Here is a 19,990-nt window from a genome sequence, read left to right as displayed (position 1 = left end):
GGGCAGGTTAGTGCAGGTTAGTGCAAGAAGGAAAAAGGAGTTGTTTTGTATATTTTTCAAAATAAATCAGAGAATAAAAAGATGAAAGAATACAATGGAGGAATTGATTGAAAGGAGAAATTATGGAAGATAATAAAAAGGTACCGCAGAAATTAAGTTATGAATCAGATGGAAAAATGGGTAAAAACAACAATAAGGGAAAGGCTAGCAAAAAAGATCAGTCTGAATTTTTTAATACTACACAAAGCAGTGAATGAAAAAATAAAAGAGGTAAACCCTAAGCGGGTAGAATAATAGAAAAAGGCACCCTTTATCAAATAGTGGCGTAAAACCCCTTGCTTAAGAAATGGGGATATAAGTCATATTATTAATAATAAGTGCTGTTATTCAATCAAAACCCCTTCAATATAGTTGAAGGGGTTTCATTACTATTTTTTCTCGATGATAACGAATAAAACACCTGTGAGAATTAGGATAGAGCCAATCCAAAACGTTACACCTATGTTCTCTTTTAGAATAAGCCATCCAAGTAATGTTCCAACCACGGGTTGAAAGAAGAAAAATATCCCCCCACTTGAGGCATTAAGCATTTGTAATCCACGATTCCATAGTAGAAATCCACCGGCTGTTGAGACAATGCCCAAATACAAGAGTCCTCCCCAAATAGTCGGGTGAGTCAATTGAGAGATATTAATTGCGTGTAACCGTGGCAAAACAAATGGGGTCAACACGATTAGGGCTACCAAGATGGAATAGGTCGTTACTACAATTTGTGAATAATTACTCGGCACACGCTTTACAAGTACAGACATGAGTGCCCACGTTAAAGCAGCAATAAGCAGTGAAATACCACCAAGTTTATTGGACAAATCCATATGACCGACTCCAACAATGAGAAAAACCCCAATTGTCGCTAAACAAACGGAGAGCCCCTTTTTTAACGTCAACCGTTCCTTAAGGAGTAAGCGAGCAAATATAACCATAAATGCTGGTGTTGAAGAAGTTATAATGGCTCCCATTTGTGCTGTGGATAGCATTGTACCAGTTTCCTGTGTAACAATTGAAATGGCATTACCAATTATTCCAATGGCTATGATTATTAAGAAATGACGTTTCTCGATTCGCCATTTTTGTCGTGTTATTAAGCCGATAAAGAGAAGTGCGACAATAGCCACTAAATATCGCATCCACACAAGTTCCAGTGGGGGGATGACGGATACTACAATTTTTACAACAACGTACATACCACCCCAAATACTGGAAGCTAAAGCTAAATATATAGAACCTAATATGGTATTTTTCATTTTTTATACCCTCCGTCTTTTATTTAGGTCGAAAATGCCCCTAACGGAGAGAGGTAGTCACCTTCACTCCATTAAGAGACGAAGAGTACTACTGGTACATCATTTTCAAATAATGGAGTCCAATACATTTTGATTCACCTCTAGTCCAATCTAGCTACATTTATCTGTGATCCATTATAACAGAATATTAAGTTTTTTAACGTATAAAATCCGCGAAATGTCAGCGAGAACCATATACAAACGAGATAAAAAATGACAGGTATGAATCTAACGAAATAGATTGCACCTGTCATTTTTTTACAAAAAGTTATTTAAAATAGCCCTAAATCACATATGATTCATATGATTTATGAAGATAACGTTCTATAAACTCAGCTAATCCATCATTTTCGTGGTGTCCTGTAACAAAATCAGCTGCTGTTTTAACCTCTTCGCTAGCGTTACCCATTGCCACACCAGTACCGACATGACGAAGCATTTCTATATCATTGGGTCCGTCTCCAATGGCTACGACTTCATTTGGACTAATTCGATATGCGCGAAGTAAGCTTTTTATAGCAGACCATTTGGAAACATTAGGAGCAACTATTTCAAAACCGTCATTCCAATTGATGACTTCTGCTTCCTTTTTAAACAAAGCGGATAATTCAGAACTTGGTACACCTGTTCGAACACTATATTTAAGAACATCTTGATAATTTGCAAGTCTTAAATCTCCAATATATCGTGGCGGAATTTGCCCAACTTTTGTCCAATAATCGATTTCTTCATTTGTTTCCTTACAATAAAGCCCATTTGCTGTATGAATCATAACATTACAAGGATTTTCAGCGGTCAGTTGGTGGAATCGTTCTTCGTTTAGTCTGACGGTTTTCATTTGCAATGCTCTTCCTGTCTCTGCATCGTGGATTGTTGCACCATTCAAACAGATCATTGGAGTTCGTAATCCAATTTCTTTATGGTAGGGAGCAGTTACTTCATAGTGTCGACCAGTAGCTAGAAAAACCTTGACTCCCTGATTAATGAGTGTATAAATGGCTTCCATATTTCTGCGGGATATGTTGTTTGAGACGTTTAGTAGTGTACCATCCATATCAATAAATATTGCACGCACATTCATTTTTACTGCCTCCTCATTCGTTGATAAAGCAAGCATATCATCTGAATATTAAGGCCTTGTAAATTCAGTGTACAGATTAAATAAAGTTTATTGAGAAGTAAGGGGTTCTATGAAAGCTAAAAATATTATTCCATTGTATACACAAACGGACGATAATGAATTATATTTTCAATGGAATGATACTTGGTTAAAAGAGCTTTCAAAAAGCTGACTTTTGTTAGTCACTTGAAGGTTGGTTGCTGAGGCAGCCTTTTTATTTTGAACTAACTGTGCTGGATATTTGAATAAGAATTTACATTTAATACAGTTTTAAAATAAATAAATATGTTAAAATGTGGTAAAGGGGTGGTTGTATGAAAGAAGAAAATAAGCCATTTAATAATGTTATAGACCACATTAACAAGATAGAAGGAAATGCTGCAAATGTTAGCAAGGGTGCTGTAAAAAAGTTGCCAAAACCATTAAAATATTTTGGGAATTTTATCGCTGGCTTCTTATCAATATCCATCTTGTTAATAATTATTTTAAATTTATTACACTAACCTGTTAAGTGATTTTAAACTGGCTGCCCTTAATATAATTATTATTCTTTTATTAGCTATTTGAGTGGTTAAAAACAAAACAGAGTTAAGGTGTTAACCTAACTCTGTTTTTTCTTTTTCTGTTGAACTCATTTGGTGTCCATTGCTTGGACACGGATTTTTCTTTAAAGTAATTTAATATGTTTAGACGAAAAATGGTTTTCTTAACAAACTCATTTAATAGAATTTTTACGGAATTCTGTGGGACTTAGTCCTGTCCACCTTTTAAATTGTCTACTAAAATGAGAGAGGTTTTTATAACCTAACAGATTGGAAATTTCTTTTAAAGAAACATCTGGCTGCTGTATTAATATTTTAGCTTCTTGCAATTTCAGTTCAGATAAATATTTCCGCGGAGACATTTGATAGACTTTCTGAAAAATTTCTAATCCATAATTAGGACTAAAACCAAGGGAAGCAATGATTGGCTGTATATGAATTGTTTTATCAGCATCCTCATTATATAAGTAATTTCGTTTGAAATTTGATCTTATGGCGTCTGCAATTTCTTTTGCATATTTTGTTGTCGTCATCGAACTGTTTGAAAATTTTTTTTGATTTTGTGAAACAATGTCTACAAATATCTCTAATAGCTCAAATAGGACTACCTGTATCTGTAGTTTATCTTTAACAGGTCTGATATCAGTTATAGATAGCATATCAAACCATTTTTCAAGAGTACTTTTTATTCTTTGATAAAAAGGAGAAGCAGGAGAATAAATTAACTCGCAATTCTTCAACATTTCTATGCGTAAAGAAGGCTCGTCTATATCAAAATGAGCGCAAAAATAGGTCATACTGTTATTTGAAATACATCTATTGATATGCTCGACCCCTGGAGGAATAAGCATAATATCCCCACTGTTTAATAAATAAATTTGATTTTCAATTATTGTTTCCTGTTTACCTTCCAAAACAATCAAAATTTCGAAAGCGTGGTGAAACTCCTTTGCTACAACCCATTCCTTGGAAACAGTTTGCATATGAGCACCAAAAAAGCGTATGTTCCAATCAATAATCGGAAGTCGTTTTGCATTAGTGGATTCATAGGTATTTTCATAGATATCCATCCATGTTAGCTCCTTTGATTTGGGTAAATTTTACCTTGATAATACAATCGCCTTTTTAGGTCAATTACTTTTATAATATAAGCAAATAACAGAAAACGTTTTCTAAACAAGGCAAGGTACATTAGCAATCATGTTTTATATAATAATATATCTATTATAGTGAAGATGGAAAACGTTATCAATTATTCTTCAAGGAAATAATGGATGTGTACTTCAAAAGTGTAAAAGGGTAAATGTTAATAATAAGAGATTAAATAAACTCAAAGTACACGTATCCTTTATCCGTCTAAATAGAGGGGATGGTGTCTCAATCTCTCTACTATTATTCTTATATACAAATAGTGATTGATTATTTGAAATAAAAAACTTTTATTAATGGAGGTAGCTATGAAACTGCAAGCACTTAATCCCTATTTACCAAGTTATGAATATATTCCTGATGGAGAACCATATGTATTTGGTGACAGGTTATATGTGTACGGAAGTCATGATAAGTTTAATGGAATGTTTTATTGTGAAAATGATTATGTGTGTTGGTCGGCTCCGGTGGATGATCTAAGTAACTGGAGATACGAAGGGGTAATTTATAAGAAAGTTCAGGATCCAATGGGGAAAACTGATAACAGATTATTATTTGCACCAGATGTACAACCGGGCCCTGACGGAAGATACTATCTATATTATGCATTTGATTTTCTAGGAGTCATGTCTGTAGCAGTCTGTGATTCACCTGCAGGTAAGTATGAATTTTACGGACATGTGCATTACAAGGACGGAACTTTACTCGGGGCTCAAGAAGATGAGGGATTCCAGTTTGATCCTGGTGTACTAGTAGACGATGATGGAAAAGTATATCTATACTCCGGATTCTGTCCTCAGAATTTTCCGTGGGATCAATTGGGACTTGAAGACCAAACGATTAAAGGTGGCATGGTAATTGAACTGGAAGCAGATATGATTACGGTAAAAGAAGGACCTAAGTATATCTTTCCAGACAAGGGTCGTGGTTTGGGGACAGATTTCGAAGGCCATGAATTCTTTGAAGCATCTTCCATTAGGAAGATAGGAGATACCTATTATTTTGTTTATTCTTCTTTTAACGGGCATGAACTATGCTATGCAACCTCTAAGAGCCCTATTGGCGGTTTTCGATATGGAGGAACAATTATCTCCAATGGGGATATTTATCTGGATGGCAGAAAGGACGATGAAGCATTGAACTACACTGGCAACAATCATGGCAGCATCGTTGAAATTAACGGTAAATGGTTTGTATTCTATCATAGACAGACTAACAAGCATCAATTTTCAAGGCAGGCATGCGCAGAAGAAATTCAAATTGAAAGCGATGGAAGTATCAAGCAAGTAGAAATGACAAGCTGCGGACTGAATAGTGGTCCATTGATTGGAAAAGGGGAATACCCGGCATATATCGCTTGCAACCTTATGAGCAGATCAGGTGCAGTTCGTTATGAGTTTGGTTATGTAATTGATGAATCCCATCCGTACTTTACTCAGCAGGGTGGAGACAGGGAGGATAATCCTAATCAATATATTGCAAACATGACGGCTGGAGCTATAGCAGGATTTAAGTATTTTGATATTAAAGAGGTTTCTAAGATTTCTGTTAAAGTAAGAGGAACAGGAAAAGGAGAACTTCAAGTAAGCACAACAACTAGCGGTGAAGAGGTTGCGCGGATTCCTATTTCTCCAGAGGAAGACTGGCTAATGTATACGGCTCCTATGAAGATAAATGATGGAGTGAATGCATTGTATTTTACCTACCAAGGTGATGGTGCCATTGATTTGTATTCCTTTACTATAGAATAATGAATTGGTGCTAGAGTTGAACAATGGTTAGCGGCTGTGTAGACTTAGGTACCATGCCATAGGTGAATACATATAATAAAACTACAGTTAATATATTAAATTAATACGAGGAGAAAAATTTTATGCTTACCGAAGCTGATGCGTTTAGAAAAGACGGCTTAATAACTGTAAGACTCCTTGGTCAATTGCCCACACCATGTGATGAAGTAGAAGAACTCGGACATTATCCAGCAAACGGAATTGGTTCTGCTCGAATTTTTCTTAGAGAAGGCAGAAAACCTGGACTGGAAAATATGTACTGTATACAGGGATTGGGGAAAATATGGAGTATAAATAGCGTGATTCTTGACCAATATTCTCAGACTGTAGAGATTTTTATAAATGACCATCTAGTTTGGAAAATTCGGGTCATAGAATTAACAGGAACCGGATTTCATAACATACATTGATTTATCAAAAAGCAGTGTAAAACCCTAGCTGTAGATATGGGGATACTCATAAATAACAAAAAACACCGGTGATGATCGGTGTTTTTTTCTGCGGCTATTTTAAACGGTTAATATCTTAGCTAGGTATTCATCTAATTGATCAAAGGTTCCGGAATATCCTGCCTGAGCCATCTCTTTTGAATCCTCGAAGGTTTTGATCTCTTCCTCAGTCGGGGATACGGGAACCACAATCATTGTAAGGGTTGTTTTTCCTTCGTCCTCGATGAACGTAATGGTATTCAGGGTTTCCATAGGCCAATTTGCGTTAAAGGGTGCACGTACAGTGTTACCTTCTTCATCAGAAAAGAAACTGGTGTAAACGATTTTCTCTGGTGCAATAATTTCACTGTATACAAATTTAACCCACATTACGTTGCCGTCAGCAGGTTTCTGGCTGTAATGAAAGACACCGCCCCGACGGAAATCTGATTTAGAAACCTCAAACGTCCATCCTTTTGGCCCCCACCAGTTCTTTAGGTGTTCTGATTCAGTGAATGCCTTAAACACAAGTTCACGTGGAGCATTGAAAGTATGAGTGATTTTGATTTGAGTTGACATTGTGACTCCTCCAATAAGTTTAGTTTTCATTCTCTTTATTTTCTCTCTTTCGCAGATCCTGCATCAAACTCCACCATACCCGCTTCATGCAGTACACGGAGATGTTTAGATGCTTGAGGCTGGCAAATATGAAGATGGACTGCTATTTCCCGCACTGTTAGTGGGCCCTTACGAAGTAATTTAACAATCTGAAACCTACTGAGCTCGGCAAGAGTTCTTAAGATTGTTGTATAATCCATCTCTTATTTTCCCAGCTCCTTTTAATCAATATTCTTTCTGAATATACCTAAAAAGGAATATTCCTGTAAAGGTATAATTTAAATAAATCTTCATTACAAATATTAAGACTTTACCAAGGCTAACGGACTTTTGTGCAATATCATATGAAGGTTATTTTTTACATATCTAGAATATGTATTATTATTCCGAGAAAGTGGGTGGATAGAATGTTCCATCAAAATGAATATGAATGGGTCCGACAGACTCGAGGAACGCTGTTAGACTTTTGTAGGGAACTAGAACCAAATGATTTTACCCGCCAAAATGGATACGGTTTGCAAAGTGTGCGAGACTCATTGGTACACATAGCAGATTGTTATATTGCTTGGCTTGGTTCATTTGTGTTATTAGAAACAAAGAAGCCACTTACTCCAAAGGAAGACCTGCAAAATTTCAAATTGGACGAAATAATGGTCCGCTTTGAACTGGTGGATTCTTTTGTAAATGAGGTATTTAAATTACACGGAAATCAATTAAATGAGCCGATTCAGAGGAAGATCCCTTGGAGAGAAGCACCAGAAACAATAACCATTACTCCAGGTAAATTGCTTATGCATACCATTACTCACGAATTTCATCACAAGGGACAAATTGTAGCTATGATTCGTCAGATGGGGTATGTCCCCCCAAGTACAGACGTGTTAGGAACTGAAGATTAATTAATATTTGAGACATAATGGATTCGATTTCTTCACCATATTTCTACGAACGGGAGCAAGGATTCATGAGTTATCTGCCATCCTGGTGTCTTCGAACATATTGTGTTTTGTATCAATATTTGTACTGAAATAGCAAATGGCTCAGTCCAATACTGAGCCATTTACTTTTGTCTATTCAAGTTTTATTTAACACCGCCTACAGCGTTAAGCGTGTTGTTTCGGTAGCATTGCTTTCATCGGATAAAATTCAGTTTTCATTATACCAGCAATTACGGCTGGGTCTTCTTCTATAAGTTTTGGAACTTGAGCTTCATTTTCAACTTCAATTATGGCAAGTCCGTGCGGAGCTGAAGGATTTAAAACAGGACCGAAGACCAGAGCAATCCCCTGGTTTTGCTTGTCCGTCCAATAGGTAATATGTTTTAACATAATGTCCCGTTCTTCTCCAGTCATATCCTGATGAAAAGTTGTTCTAGGCGGAGTAGACTTTAGCATAAAGTGCATTTTAGCAGTAGCTTTACTTGCGGTATTGTCCGACATTCCTAATTTACCTCCATCAATTAAAATTTCTTTAGTTACGACATTCAACCTCAATTATTCCATAAATCCTTTTCGTATACAATGAATCACCTTTTATGGAGATAAAAAAGAAGACTACTGAAATCTCAGCAGCCTTCTTTTTAATATGTTTCATAAATAATTTTTCCTGTCTGGGATGTATCATAATCTCCTAAAGAGTTAACTTCAGACTGAAACTGATTTGATGATAAAATTCCCTTTACAATGTTTATTAGTCGTTCCGTTTTCGGGGTTTTAAGAATAACCAGGTCATACTGTTCTGTTATTAATGGAACAAAATCAATGCCCACTATTTTTGCAGCTTTCTCAATTCCGACCCCTACATCTACTAATCCAGCAGAGACAGCTGAAGCCACGCTTAAATGGTTGTTCACTTCGTGCTCATAACCCTGAATGTTCCTAGAAGGAATCTCGTTAATTCTGAGTTGTTCATCAAGAAGGATTCGTGCTCCTGATCCTTTCTCTCGATTAATGACTTTCACATCTTTTCGCTTTAAATCAGTCCAAGAGGTGAGGTTTAAAGGGTTCCCCTTTTTAACGTAAAAACCTGCTTTTCTTGAAAGGAGGTTTATTAAAATAAAAGGGTATCCCACTAAAATTTTTTTTATATATGGTAGATTATACTCGCCTGTATCTCCGTCAAACAGATGTAAGCTAACGATGTCACCCTCTCCATTGTACATAGAGATTAAGCTGTTTAAACTTCCTGTAAAAGATCTTAATGGTTTATAGGCTGAATTTTTCTCGATGTGTTTACCTAGAATATCTAAAACTAGGTCTTGTCCACTAATAATAATGTTTTGGGAATCCTTTGTTTCGTTCCTGTGAGGATCGCTAACAGAGGATGGGAATGTAGTATTCTGATTCGTTTTATGATTTTTTATATAATTGTCCAAGTCTTTTGAATCAATTCTCATCTGTCTACCTACACGGAATACAGGTAGTTCCCCTTTTTTAACCAGGTCATAAAGGGTTAATTTCGATACCTTTAAAAGCTGCGACACCTCTTCAATCGTATAGGAAAGTTCCTTTGACATTTACATCCCTCCATCTTTTATTTTAACTTACTATCTGTTAAAAAGTATATTCCAGATAAAAAAATGAACAAAAGTGATTTTTCTTCTATTCATTTTAGTTCTAACTAATTATAATAAGTTCTAACTAATTATAATTAGTTAGAAAGGGAGAGGGATTATGAAAAAACGAAATCTTATAATTTACTCGATGATGCTATTATTACTGGTCGTGTCTGGGTGTTCAGCCAATGAACAAACGAAAAAGCCAGAAGAGCAGAATCAAGAAGCTTCTGAAAAGAAGGTAGAGTTGACGATTTCAGCTGCTGCTAGTTTACAAGATGCCTTAAATGAGATTAAAGCAACCTTTGAGAAGGAACATTCTTATGTGAAAGTAAACTATAACTTTGGATCTTCAGGAGCACTTCAACAACAAATTTCTCAGGGAGCACCTGTCGATCTTTTCTTCTCTGCCGCTGAGGACAAATTCGATAAACTGGTGCAAGACGGACTAATCGTCAAGTCAAAAGGAATAGATTTAGTTGGAAATGAACTAGTATTAGTGGTACCAAACGATTCAAAAAAGAAGATTAAATCATTCGAGGACCTTACCAAAACAGATAAAATTTCCATTGGTACCCCAGAGGCTGTACCAGCAGGACAATATGCGAAGGAAACATTAGAAAAATTAAATGTTTGGAAAGCGATTGAAGGGAAAGTGGTCTTTGCCAAAGATGTTCGGCAGGTGCTTACATATGTAGAGACGAACAATGTGGAAGCAGGAATTGTTTATAAAACAGATGCTTTGATTTCTCAAAAGGTGAAAATTGTAGCAACCGCAGAGGAAAATACTCACGCTCCTATTATTTATCCTCTAGGTGTGATTAAGAACAGCAGCCATCCTAAAGAAGCCCATCTATTCTACGATTATCTTCAAAATGAAACATCGATGAAAACTTTAGAGAAGTATGGTTTTAAAGGAATAAATTAATATACAATGGCAATTGACTTTTGGTCACCAGTCAGACTATCCATCGAGATAGCAACTGTTTCTGGAGTATGGGTATTAATTTTAGGATTATTTTTTGGGAAGGTGATGGCTAATACGAAATTTAAAGGGAAGACCTTAGTTGAAACTGTTTTCCTTTTACCATTGGTATTGCCACCTTCTGTCATAGGTTTCTTGTTAATTGTTTTATTTGGAAGTAATAGTCCCATAGGACAAATGTTAGAAGAATTGTTTAAACAAACTGTTATGTTTACGTGGTGGGCTGCTGTTATTGCCTCTTCTGTTGTAGCTTTCCCTCTTATGTATCAATCTGCTAAGACAGGGTTTGAATCCATTGATGAGGAAATTGAGAATGCAGCTCGAGTGGACGGGGCAAATGAGTTCAAATTATTTATGTTTATTTCCATTCCACTTGCACTTAAAGCCATCATTTCGGGTGCAATATTGAGTTTTGCGAGAGCATTAGGGGAGTTTGGAGCCACTTTAATGTTCGCAGGAAACATCCCAGGAAAAACTCAAACCATTCCAACAGCTATATATGTAGCCATTGATTCAGGCAATATGGAATTGGCTTGGTTATGGGTGTCGAGTATGATAGGTATTTCATTTTTAATGTTAATATGCGTACATCTAATGAAATCGTGATGGCATATGAATAAATAAACTTTTTTAATACAAATGGAGGCATTCCTATAATTAGGGATGTCTTTTTTTTATTGATCAAGAAGGAAAATAAAAGGCTACCGACAAAGTATATACTCATATCATAGTTAGAGTTGAGTTGAAAGAATAAAGGGGGATACCTTTGAAGGTTAATAAGATTGCTATACGTACCAATGATAGTCATAAAGAAATCGAGTATACGCATATTCAAACAGGTTATAAAAGCATCTGTTTTATGTTATCAGGTACTGGATATACCTACGATATTCCTTGCGAAATCTCTTGGAACAATTCCTGTTGTATGTGAAATTATAAGGAGAGAAGCATTTAATAAGTCAAAAATGATATTACTTACACCTTTGCTGAAACTTGAAAGAATATACTTAGATATTTTAAGCAGTAATCACGAAGGCTTGTTAGTTATCGGAGACAAAGACCCTCATTATAATTTAGAGCAAGTTGAACAAATAAAAAAGCACACCGATTTTAGCATTGAGGTAATCCTTGGGGCAAATCATTCTTTAGATGATGTAGAGTTTGACACACTAACATCAATTTCCTCATTAACGAAAGTAATAGAATCATTGAAGGAAATTATCAAAGTAAATTAAAGGGATAAAAAGAATACAATAGTTTTCATTTTACTAAAAAACTGTAAGTTTTAAAAACTAAGCATTCTTATTATATAAACAATGACATGATTGTAGGCTTTTTTTCATACTATATTTTGGGGGTGGAAAAATGCCAAGAGTAAATTACCGAAGTTCGGACGTCGACTTAATGGCAAGGATGATGAGAGCAGAAGCTGAAGGTGAAGGACAACAGGGAATGTTATATGTTGGAAATGTAATTGTTAATCGTCTTGTAGCAAATTGTTTAGACTTTAAAGATATAAGATTAATTCGCCAGGTTATTTTTCAAGTACAAGGAGGAAATTATTCCTTTGAAGCAGTTCAAAAAGGGAATGTATTTTATCAAAGATCAAGAACATCTGAAAGAAGATTAGCAAAACAGAATTTGGATTATTGGAGAGACCACCCAGCGAAATATGCTCTTTGGTATTTTAATCCACATGCTCCATGCCCTCCAACATGGTACGGACAACCTAAATCTGGTCAATTTAAAGAACATTGTTTTTATGAACCAAAACCTGGAACATGTGATACTGTTTATAGCGGTTAAGCTTACTCTTTGAGTAAGCTTTTTTACATATTTAGAATATTTACACAAAATAAAACTTTTAGTAATAGTTTTTATCCAAGAATGCAAGACTGTGAAATATTGTACTTTAGCTAACAGGTGCGTTAGTTCAATAAGAAATATTAAAAAACAGCCTGTATCAATCGGAATTTAATTGTCCATGTATATATTTAAATTTAGGGTCCTTCTTTTTTAAAATTTAAATTCTATCCCGTTTTCTATATAGATTGTGTTTTGTAATCCGGTTTGGTTTACCAGATATTCAAATACATTTTTCGCTGTGCTTCTGATCATCGCGCTCAGACCTAGGTTGTCAAACACGCGTGCATAGCAGCGGATTATCAACGTATTATTTTCTTTAAACAGATGATAATATACGGTTTCTTTCTGTATTTTCGAAAAACAGTGGATAAATAGATATTCATCTGTTGGTTCTATTCCTTTTATCAAAAGTTCTTTTTGAACTAGTCGTTTTATTTCTGCAATTTGTTTCTCTGATAAATTTATTCTCATACCAGCTTCACCATCTTATTTTTGATTGGTATTCCATCCATTTTCATTATACGAAAGTTCTGTCCAATTTTGTGTTTGTTTTTTTCATTCACATCGATTGCGCTTTTCACCAATCATTGTGTAACCACCAGATTTAATTAAAGTACTTTTTGGAGCCAGATCGACACACTCCATCAAGTATGTCACTACCAAAGAGTGGAATATGGAAGTTAGATGCTTATTTTTGGGATAAACTATTTGGAACTGTAGTTGTTAAAGTTAATAACAAACTTTAAACAAATGAAAAAATGTTTTGAAAAATTACCTTTTCTAACAAATAATGTGCTTCTACTTCAAATACCAGATCAGAATGAAAATGGTAAAATAAATTGGAATGATAACTAATTTCTTTACACTGGAATTTTGGTCACATTCTTGTCGAATAAAAATTATGGAGGAATAACTATGTCAAAAACAAATCAAAAAATCGTTCCGCATTTATGGTATGACAAGGAGGCAAAAGAAGCAGCCGAGTTTTACGCTTCCGTATTCCCGGACTCAAAAATTACGGATGTAACAACAATCCACGACACACCATCAGGCGACTCCGATATAGTCTCTTTTGAGCTTTGGGGGCAGAAGTTCATGGCAATCAGCGCAGGACCGTTGTTCAAGTTCAATCCGTCGGTGTCTTTCATAGTTAATTTTGACCCATCGCGAGAAAAAGACGCGAGAGAAAAAATAAATGAGGTTTGGAACAAATTGTCCGAAGGGGGCACAGCGTTAATGCCACTTGATAAGTATCCGTTCAGTGAGAAGTATGGCTGGATTCAGGATAAGTATGGTTTGTCTTGGCAGTTAATCCTTACCAATCCAGAAGGCGAAGAGCGGCCTGCATTAGTGCCGACACTTTTGTTTGTCGGCGATAAATGCGGCAAAGCGGAAGAGGCTATTAATTTTTATTTATCAGTCTTTAAGAACGCAAAGCAGGGACTTATCGCCCGCTACCCTAAAGGTATGGAACCTGACAAAGAAGGAACAATCATGTTCTCTGAATTCATGCTTGAAAATCAGTGGTTTACCGCAATGGATAGCGCGCACGAACACAAATTCAGTTTTAACGAGGCAATCTCATTTATGGTGTACTGCGACACACAAGAAGAGATTGATTATTACTGGGAAAGGCTCTCTGCAGTTCCTGAAGCCGAGCAATGCGGCTGGCTAAAAGATAAGAATGGCTTATCCTGGCAGATTGTGCCAAGTGAGATGGACGAGATGATGAGCAAGGGCACACCGGAGCAACTTGCTCGCCTAACGGAAGCATTTCTAAAAATGAAGAAATTTGATCTTGTGAAATTGCAGAAAGCATACAAGGGATAATGAGAATACAGCCTACGGAAGATCTGAGTTAGTCGATCAAATGATGAGAGTTATGAGAAATGCTTATACGAAACTAAATTTTCCCTTGATGAATGATAATTTACATAAAAATGTTATTGAATTAACGGGTGCAAGAGTTCAAAATCCGGCTATGTAGCCGGATTGTGTGTTCTTCGACTAACGTAGCAGTTTAGTTCAACAAGAAAAACAAAATTTATATCTAACTTAAAAAAAAAGGTTATTGACAAAAAAAATTATAAGTATTATTATTATCTCAGATTCAAGATAGTTTAATTCAAGATTTTTTAAGGGGGGTGAAATTAATGGAGAGGAAATGCAATAATTTGCCCTTTCTGATATTAATGCAAACATCTAAAGCAATTCATGATCGAATAAAGGAGGAAATGGCAAAAAACAAGCTTGGTATAACGGAATTTTCTGTTTTAGAGGTACTTTATCAAAAAGGGAAACAAACGATTCAACAAATTGGAAATTGCATATTGGTCTCAAGTGGTTCGATGACCTATTGTTTAGATAAGCTAGAACAAAGAGGTTTATTAAGCCGAAATGCCTGTCCAGAAGACCGCCGTATGATACATGTTAGATTAACTGATGATGGAAATGAATTAATGAATGAAATCATGCCGAAATATCATGAGCTAGTTGATGATATGTTTGATTCATTAAATTCTGATGAGGCAGAGACATTGGTGAATCTTTTGAAAAAAGTAAGGAATAAAGTTTAAATGTGCATTTTTTTTAAAATAATATCTCGAATTCGAGATAAAAATTAGGAGGATTTTAAGATGATAAACATTGGTTTATTAATAATTCGTTTGGTAATTGGTTTACTATTTGTGGGTCACGGTGCTCAAAAATTGTTTGGTTGGTTTGGTGGCTATGGATTGAAAGGAACCGGTGGATGGTTTGAATCCATTGGCATGAAACCAGGAGTGACCATGGCTCTTTTCGCAGGTTTAGCAGAACTTATTGGCGGATTATTGTTTGCTTTAGGACTATTAACACCACTTGCAGGAATTATGATTGCAGGAACTATGTTAATGGCTATCGTAAAAGTGCATGCTCCAAATGGATTATGGGCAACAGCTAATGGATATGAATACAACTTAACTTTGCTTTCAGTAGCTATTGGTATAGCTTTGATCGGTCCCGGTCAATATGCTTTAGATTCATTTTTATTCTAAATATATCGGTATTTTATGAGACTTTTTCCTATTACAGGCGGTCTTTAATTTCGAACAAAAGAATTAAATTAATATTGTGACAGGAGTGATTTGAGATGGAACTCTTAGGACTACATCATGTATCAATATTAACAGGAAAAGCGGAAAAAAATTATGAATTTTATACAAAAATTTTAGGAATGAGATTGGTAAAGAAAACTGTTAACCAAGATAATACAGAATCCTATCATCTTTTCTATGCTGACGCGGAAGGAACCCCAGGAACTGAAGTCACGTTCTTTGACATTCCTCATCTTGGGCAAACATATAGGGGAACTTCAGATATTTCAACTGTATCACTAAGAGTTAGAAATTCGGATTCATTGTTATTTTGGAAAGAACGTTTTAAACAATTTGGGGTTGAACATGATGATATTCAAAAAAGAGCAAATCGTGATACATTGGCTTTCAGAGATTTCGAGGGGACTCGTTTAGTCCTCGTAGCCGATAACGGTGAAAAAGGTGTGAGAGCTGGGGTTCCTTGGCAAAAGGATGACATTCCTCTGGAAAATGCCATTATTGGTTTAGGACCTGTCACCCTCACAGTCGCAATCGCAGAACCAACTATCGGTGTTTTAACAGAAGTTATAGGTTTTCGATTTGCTGGTTCTTATCCTTCACTTGAAGGGGGCTATCCAGATATATTGATTTATGTTACTGGAGAAGGCGGCAGCGGTGCGGAAGTTCATATTGAAACAAGACCCGATTTACCAAGAGTCCGCTTAGGTCGTGGAGGTGTTCACCATGTTGCCTTTCGTGTTCCAAATGAGGAAGAATATAATCAATGGGCAGTGCGTTTGAAAGAATACCGGTTACCGAATTCAGGGAAAGTGGAACGGTATTACTTCAAGGCATTATATTTCAGGGAACCCAATGGTATATTATTTGAATTATCAACAGATGTACCAGGATTTGCGACAGATGAACCAATGGAAACAATGGGGGAAAAATTAGCCCTTCCACCATTTTTGGAACCAAATCGAAAAGAGATCGAAGAAAAATTACGACCATTGATCTTAAATTAAATCTTGGAGGAATATATAATGAACCATCTAAAAGGAATACACCATGTAACTGCTATTACAAGCAGTGCAGAAAAGAACTATGAATTTTTCACGTATGTTTTAGGTATGCGTTTAGTTAAAAAAACGGTAAATCAAGATGATATTCAAACCTATCATCTATTCTTTGCAGATGATAAAGGCAGCGCAGGCACAGACATGACTTTCTTTGATTTCCCCGGCATTCCTAAAGGCGTACATGGGACAAACGAGATTTCAAAGACATCTTTCCGTGTACCGAGTGATGAATCATTAGACTATTGGGTAAAACGTTTTGATCGTTTAGAAGTGAAACATACTGGAATCAAAGAGCAATTTGGCAAGAGAACTCTCTCTTTCATTGATTTTGACGATCAGCAATATCTATTGATTTCAGATGAATTCAATAAAGGGGTGGAATCTGGCACACCATGGCAAAAAGGTCCAATTCCACTGGAATATGCAATTACTGGTTTAGGACCTGTTTTTATCCGTACTGCGAACTTTGATTACTTTAAAGAAATGATGGAAAAAGTTCTATTATTTAAAGAGACAGATAAAGAAGGATCATTCCATTTATTTGAAGTGGGGGAAGGCGGAAATGGTGCCTCGGTCATTGTAGAATATAATGCCGTTCTTCCTGAATCCCAACAAGGTTTTGGGACGGTTCACCATGCGGCATTCCGTGTAGAAGATCGCTCTGTTTTAGAAGAATGGATTGAACGAATGAATAGTTTTGGTTTCCATACATCCGGTTATGTAAATCGTCACTTTTTTGAATCATTATACGCAAGAGTGGCACCGCAAATTTTATTTGAGTTTGCTACAGATGGTCCTGGTTTTATGGGAGACGAACCTTATGAAACACTTGGGGAAAAATTATCTTTACCCCCATTCTTAGAGCCTAAACGTACAGAAATAGAAAAATTAGTTCGTCCAATTGATACAGTGAGAAGTACAAAGGAATTCATAAAAGAATAAAAAAGAAAATTAATTTATTGGTGTGAATTTATTACACAGGGTAAACAGCTAAATCAAGTAATTTCCATCTATTTGAGAAGCTGCTTATTCCGTTGGCCCATAGAAGCCGTAGAAATGAATGAAAGGAGCTTTTGAAAATGACAAATTAGCTGTTTTGTTTAATGCCATATTAATTAAAAACCGTAAAAATGTGTCTACTTCTGAGGAAATGAATTAGTGTAATTGCTCTTAGTGTAAGTGAAAAGTATTAGAGAAAGGCTAGGTATCTCATTTCCTAGCCTTTTTTATCGTTTCTGATACAAAACTGTATAGTTGGTTATATTTATACACAGTTATCCAGCTGAACTTATTGTATTAACGGGTCAGTCTAGAATAAGGAATGGGATAACTTTAAAAAAGGAAAATTCGTAGTGTTGGCGAGTTTTCTTTTTTTATTGCCTGACAAACATATTAATCTAAAAAATGTTAGTGCGTCAATGAGAGACAAAATATAATCCCTTGACTTAGAGTACACTCTAAGTATTACTCTTACTTTGTGTCACAAATTAAAAATGAAGGAAGATATAGACATATCAGATTTAATGGAGGCGGTTAAATTGACATATTCTATTGGAAAATTTTCTAAAATCGTTGGGTTAAGCGAACATACATTGAGGTTTTATGAAAAGGAAGGATTAATAAAAGTAAACAGAGACGATAACAATGTCAGGATCTACTCGGATGAAAATAAATTGTGGATTGAATCTTTGCTCCACCTAAAAAATACGGGGATGTCACTAAAAGACATGAAGAAATTTGCCATGTGGGGTCATCTCGGAGATGAAACAATGGAAGAACGGTTAGCTTTACTTAAAAATCATCGAAAAAAAGTAGTGGAAGAATTTGAGAAGCTTCGTCAAAGTTTAGAGCATCTGGATAATAAAATTAATTTTTATGAAAATGAATTAGGAGACTGTTTCTCTACAAATTAGCAGCCAAACGGTTTTCACATTTGCCTCCTTTTTGATTAAACCGTACAGACAGCTTTCGAAATCATGTTTTTTCGGAAAAAATATTAATTTAAAAAAGCACTTGCTTTAGAGTGAACTCTAAGGATTAATCTATTCATGCACCCTATGATACACCTTAATAAAATAGTGTAAAACTAATTAGAACATATAAACGAACATACAGAAAGAGGTTAGAAAATGAACACAAAATATAGTAACTTATTTGAATCATTGACATTTAAAAATGGAATCACCATTAAAAATAGAGTTGTTATGGCACCAATGACTACTTGGTCCAGCAATGATGATTACACTGTTTCAGATCAAGAAGTGAACTATTATAAAAGAAGAGTCCATGGAGTAGGACTTGTTATTACTGGCTGTACTCATGTGCAACCCAACGGTATAGGTTTTACACACGAATTCGCAGCTTATGACGATAAATTTATTCCAAGTCTACGGAAATTGGCGGATGCGGCGAAAAGTGGAGGAGCTCCTGCGTTACTTCAAATTTTCCATGCAGGCAACAAAGCACTGCCATCTTTAACTCCAAATGGTGATGTGGTTAGTTCCAGTGCTGTAGAGACTGAAGCTACTGCATTTGCTCCTTCTGTATTACCTAGAGAACTATCAAATGATGAAATACTGGAAGTGATTCATGCGTTTGGAGAAACAACCAGACGGGCTATTGAAGCTGGTTTTGATGGTGTTGAAGTTCATGGTGCACACGGATTTTTACTTCAAAACTTCTTCTCTCCTTTCTTCAATAGACGTGAGGATGAATGGGGTGGCTCTCTAGAAAATCGCTTGCGTTTCCCATTGGCAGTCATTCAGGAAATCAAGAAAGTGATTAAGAACCATGCAACAAAGCCGTTTATTTTCGGATACAGAATATCACCTGAAGAACAAGGCGGTTATGGGATTGAAGATGCCTATGAATTAATTGACCGTCTGGTTGAACAGGATTTGGATTACATCCATGTATCGCTTGATGATGTATCTTCAACACCACGAGGCATTAAAGATATAAAAACACGGCTTGAATTAATTCTTGAACAAATAAACGGCAGAGTTCCTGTAATGGCTGCAGGTTCTATGGTAACTGCAGATGATATTGCATCTGCATTAGATAAGGGTCTATCCCTAGCAGCAGTTGGTCATACGTTAATCATGAATCCTGACTGGGTAGAAAAGGTTCAAAATGGAAAAGAAACTGAAATTAAGACAGCAATTAATACTTCACAAGTGAGCGATCTTGAGCTTCCAGAAAAACTTTGGGGGATAATTCAAGCTTCAGGTCCATGGTTTAAGATCGAAGATTAAAATCGAAAAGAATAGTTACTTTTTTGGGGGCTGCTTATTTGGTATCTAAGACATTAATACAATTAAAATGGAGATTGAATTCTAAGCTTGTGAAGCTTTGTAATTAATCAAACGGCGGCTTTACTACAATAAGGAATGAAATTAAAAAGCCTAAAATCATCTCCCAACTAGACAAAGTTAAAAGAAAG

At 35.8% G+C, this 19,990-nt stretch carries 22 protein-coding genes and 2 pseudogenes; 16 read left to right on the top strand and 8 right to left on the bottom strand.

The annotated features are described in order from the left end of the window. Positions 1 to 107 precede the first annotated feature (107 nt). Positions 108 to 257, top strand: a complete 150-nt coding sequence (locus tag AB7942_RS23090) for a hypothetical protein (protein WP_369448673.1) — start codon at positions 108 to 110, stop codon at positions 255 to 257. Between the two features lie 171 nt (positions 258 to 428). Here the strand turns inward: AB7942_RS23090 and AB7942_RS23085 are convergent, their stop codons facing one another. Both AB7942_RS23085 and AB7942_RS23080 read right to left on the bottom strand, forming a co-directional pair. Then, positions 429 to 1,304: a DMT family transporter gene (locus tag AB7942_RS23085; RefSeq protein WP_369448672.1), complete on the bottom strand. Its 876-nt coding sequence runs from the start codon at positions 1,302 to 1,304 to the stop codon at positions 429 to 431. 322 nt (positions 1,305 to 1,626) lie between these two features. Next, positions 1,627 to 2,424 carry an HAD family hydrolase gene (locus tag AB7942_RS23080; RefSeq protein WP_369448671.1) on the bottom strand — a complete coding sequence of 266 codons (798 nt, stop codon included), beginning with the start codon at positions 2,422 to 2,424 and terminating at the stop codon, positions 1,627 to 1,629. A gap of 353 nt (positions 2,425 to 2,777) precedes the next feature. Here AB7942_RS23080 and AB7942_RS23075 point away from each other — a divergent pair, with 353 nt between their 5' ends. Then, the gene (locus AB7942_RS23075) at positions 2,778 to 2,966 is read left to right on the top strand and encodes an amino acid transporter (RefSeq protein WP_369448670.1); all 189 of its coding nucleotides are present in this window, start codon (positions 2,778 to 2,780) and stop codon (positions 2,964 to 2,966) included. A 212-nt stretch (positions 2,967 to 3,178) separates the two neighbouring features. Here AB7942_RS23075 and AB7942_RS23070 read toward each other — a convergent pair whose 3' ends face one another. Further along, a complete protein-coding gene (locus AB7942_RS23070; RefSeq protein ID WP_369448669.1) occupies positions 3,179 to 4,075 on the bottom strand; it encodes an AraC family transcriptional regulator in 897 nt (298 codons plus the stop codon). 387 nt (positions 4,076 to 4,462) lie between these two features. Between AB7942_RS23070 and AB7942_RS23065 the strand changes: the two genes are divergently transcribed. Next, positions 4,463 to 5,905, top strand: a complete 1,443-nt coding sequence (locus AB7942_RS23065) for a family 43 glycosylhydrolase (RefSeq protein WP_369448668.1) — start codon at positions 4,463 to 4,465, stop codon at positions 5,903 to 5,905. Between the two features lie 122 nt (positions 5,906 to 6,027). Then, the gene (locus AB7942_RS23060; protein WP_369448667.1) at positions 6,028 to 6,354 is read left to right on the top strand and encodes a hypothetical protein; all 327 of its coding nucleotides are present in this window, start codon (positions 6,028 to 6,030) and stop codon (positions 6,352 to 6,354) included. Positions 6,355 to 6,453: 99 nt separating this feature from the next. Here the strand turns inward: AB7942_RS23060 and AB7942_RS23055 are convergent, their stop codons facing one another. Beyond that, entirely contained in the window at positions 6,454 to 6,951 is a 498-nt protein-coding gene (locus AB7942_RS23055) for an SRPBCC domain-containing protein (protein ID WP_369448666.1), read from the bottom strand. 59 nt (positions 6,952 to 7,010) lie between these two features. Further along, a pseudogene (locus AB7942_RS23050) lies at positions 7,011 to 7,190 on the bottom strand (ArsR/SmtB family transcription factor); the annotation flags it as partial. Positions 7,191 to 7,397: 207 nt separating this feature from the next. Here AB7942_RS23050 and AB7942_RS23045 point away from each other — a divergent pair. Continuing rightward, a complete protein-coding gene (locus AB7942_RS23045; RefSeq protein WP_369448664.1) occupies positions 7,398 to 7,889 on the top strand; it encodes a DinB family protein in 492 nt (163 codons plus the stop codon). A 204-nt stretch (positions 7,890 to 8,093) separates the two neighbouring features. Here the strand turns inward: AB7942_RS23045 and AB7942_RS23040 are convergent, their stop codons facing one another. Together AB7942_RS23040 and AB7942_RS23035 are read right to left on the bottom strand one after the other, a co-directional pair. Then, complete coding sequence (locus tag AB7942_RS23040; protein ID WP_369448663.1) at positions 8,094 to 8,477, bottom strand: YciI family protein; 384 nt, start codon at positions 8,475 to 8,477, stop codon at positions 8,094 to 8,096. 92 nt (positions 8,478 to 8,569) lie between these two features. Beyond that, complete coding sequence (locus tag AB7942_RS23035) at positions 8,570 to 9,505, bottom strand: substrate-binding domain-containing protein (protein ID WP_369448662.1); 936 nt, start codon at positions 9,503 to 9,505, stop codon at positions 8,570 to 8,572. 157 nt (positions 9,506 to 9,662) lie between these two features. Here AB7942_RS23035 and modA point away from each other — a divergent pair, with 157 nt between their 5' ends. From modA to AB7942_RS23015, 4 genes and pseudogenes are all read left to right on the top strand, one after another. Beyond that, positions 9,663 to 10,472: a molybdate ABC transporter substrate-binding protein gene (gene modA / locus AB7942_RS23030; protein ID WP_369448661.1), complete on the top strand. Its 810-nt coding sequence runs from the start codon at positions 9,663 to 9,665 to the stop codon at positions 10,470 to 10,472. 6 nt (positions 10,473 to 10,478) lie between these two features. After that, a complete protein-coding gene (modB, locus tag AB7942_RS23025) occupies positions 10,479 to 11,135 on the top strand; it encodes a molybdate ABC transporter permease subunit (RefSeq protein ID WP_369448660.1) in 657 nt (218 codons plus the stop codon). 160 nt (positions 11,136 to 11,295) lie between these two features. Then, positions 11,296 to 11,764, top strand: a pseudogene (locus AB7942_RS23020) (alpha/beta hydrolase). 130 nt (positions 11,765 to 11,894) lie between these two features. Continuing rightward, positions 11,895 to 12,335: a cell wall hydrolase gene (locus AB7942_RS23015; RefSeq protein WP_369448659.1), complete on the top strand. Its 441-nt coding sequence runs from the start codon at positions 11,895 to 11,897 to the stop codon at positions 12,333 to 12,335. A gap of 210 nt (positions 12,336 to 12,545) precedes the next feature. Here AB7942_RS23015 and AB7942_RS23010 read toward each other — a convergent pair whose 3' ends face one another. Next, complete coding sequence (locus AB7942_RS23010) at positions 12,546 to 12,866, bottom strand: hypothetical protein (protein ID WP_369448658.1); 321 nt, start codon at positions 12,864 to 12,866, stop codon at positions 12,546 to 12,548. Positions 12,867 to 13,310: 444 nt separating this feature from the next. Here AB7942_RS23010 and AB7942_RS23005 point away from each other — a divergent pair, with 444 nt between their 5' ends. The 7 genes from AB7942_RS23005 (at position 13,311) to AB7942_RS22975 (ending at position 19,802) form a co-directional block, all read left to right on the top strand. Continuing rightward, positions 13,311 to 14,225, top strand: coding sequence for a VOC family protein (locus AB7942_RS23005; RefSeq protein WP_369448657.1), 915 nt, complete (start codon positions 13,311 to 13,313; stop codon positions 14,223 to 14,225). A 323-nt stretch (positions 14,226 to 14,548) separates the two neighbouring features. Further along, a complete protein-coding gene (locus tag AB7942_RS23000; protein WP_335712516.1) occupies positions 14,549 to 14,971 on the top strand; it encodes a MarR family winged helix-turn-helix transcriptional regulator in 423 nt (140 codons plus the stop codon). A 60-nt stretch (positions 14,972 to 15,031) separates the two neighbouring features. Next, the gene (locus AB7942_RS22995) at positions 15,032 to 15,430 is read left to right on the top strand and encodes a DoxX family protein (RefSeq protein ID WP_369448656.1); all 399 of its coding nucleotides are present in this window, start codon (positions 15,032 to 15,034) and stop codon (positions 15,428 to 15,430) included. A gap of 95 nt (positions 15,431 to 15,525) precedes the next feature. Beyond that, entirely contained in the window at positions 15,526 to 16,494 is a 969-nt protein-coding gene (locus tag AB7942_RS22990; protein ID WP_369448655.1) for a ring-cleaving dioxygenase, read from the top strand. 18 nt (positions 16,495 to 16,512) lie between these two features. After that, complete coding sequence (locus tag AB7942_RS22985) at positions 16,513 to 17,490, top strand: ring-cleaving dioxygenase (RefSeq protein WP_369448654.1); 978 nt, start codon at positions 16,513 to 16,515, stop codon at positions 17,488 to 17,490. Between the two features lie 596 nt (positions 17,491 to 18,086). Continuing rightward, entirely contained in the window at positions 18,087 to 18,461 is a 375-nt protein-coding gene (locus AB7942_RS22980) for a MerR family transcriptional regulator (protein WP_369448653.1), read from the top strand. A gap of 216 nt (positions 18,462 to 18,677) precedes the next feature. Continuing rightward, positions 18,678 to 19,802 carry an NADH-dependent flavin oxidoreductase gene (locus AB7942_RS22975; RefSeq protein ID WP_369448652.1) on the top strand — a complete coding sequence of 375 codons (1,125 nt, stop codon included), beginning with the start codon at positions 18,678 to 18,680 and terminating at the stop codon, positions 19,800 to 19,802. Positions 19,803 to 19,990 lie beyond the last annotated feature (188 nt).

It is taken from the genome of Neobacillus sp. BF23-41 (assembly GCF_041106275.1).
Note: the sequence above shows the minus strand (reverse complement) of the source record. Positions and strands in the feature narration are given on the sequence as shown.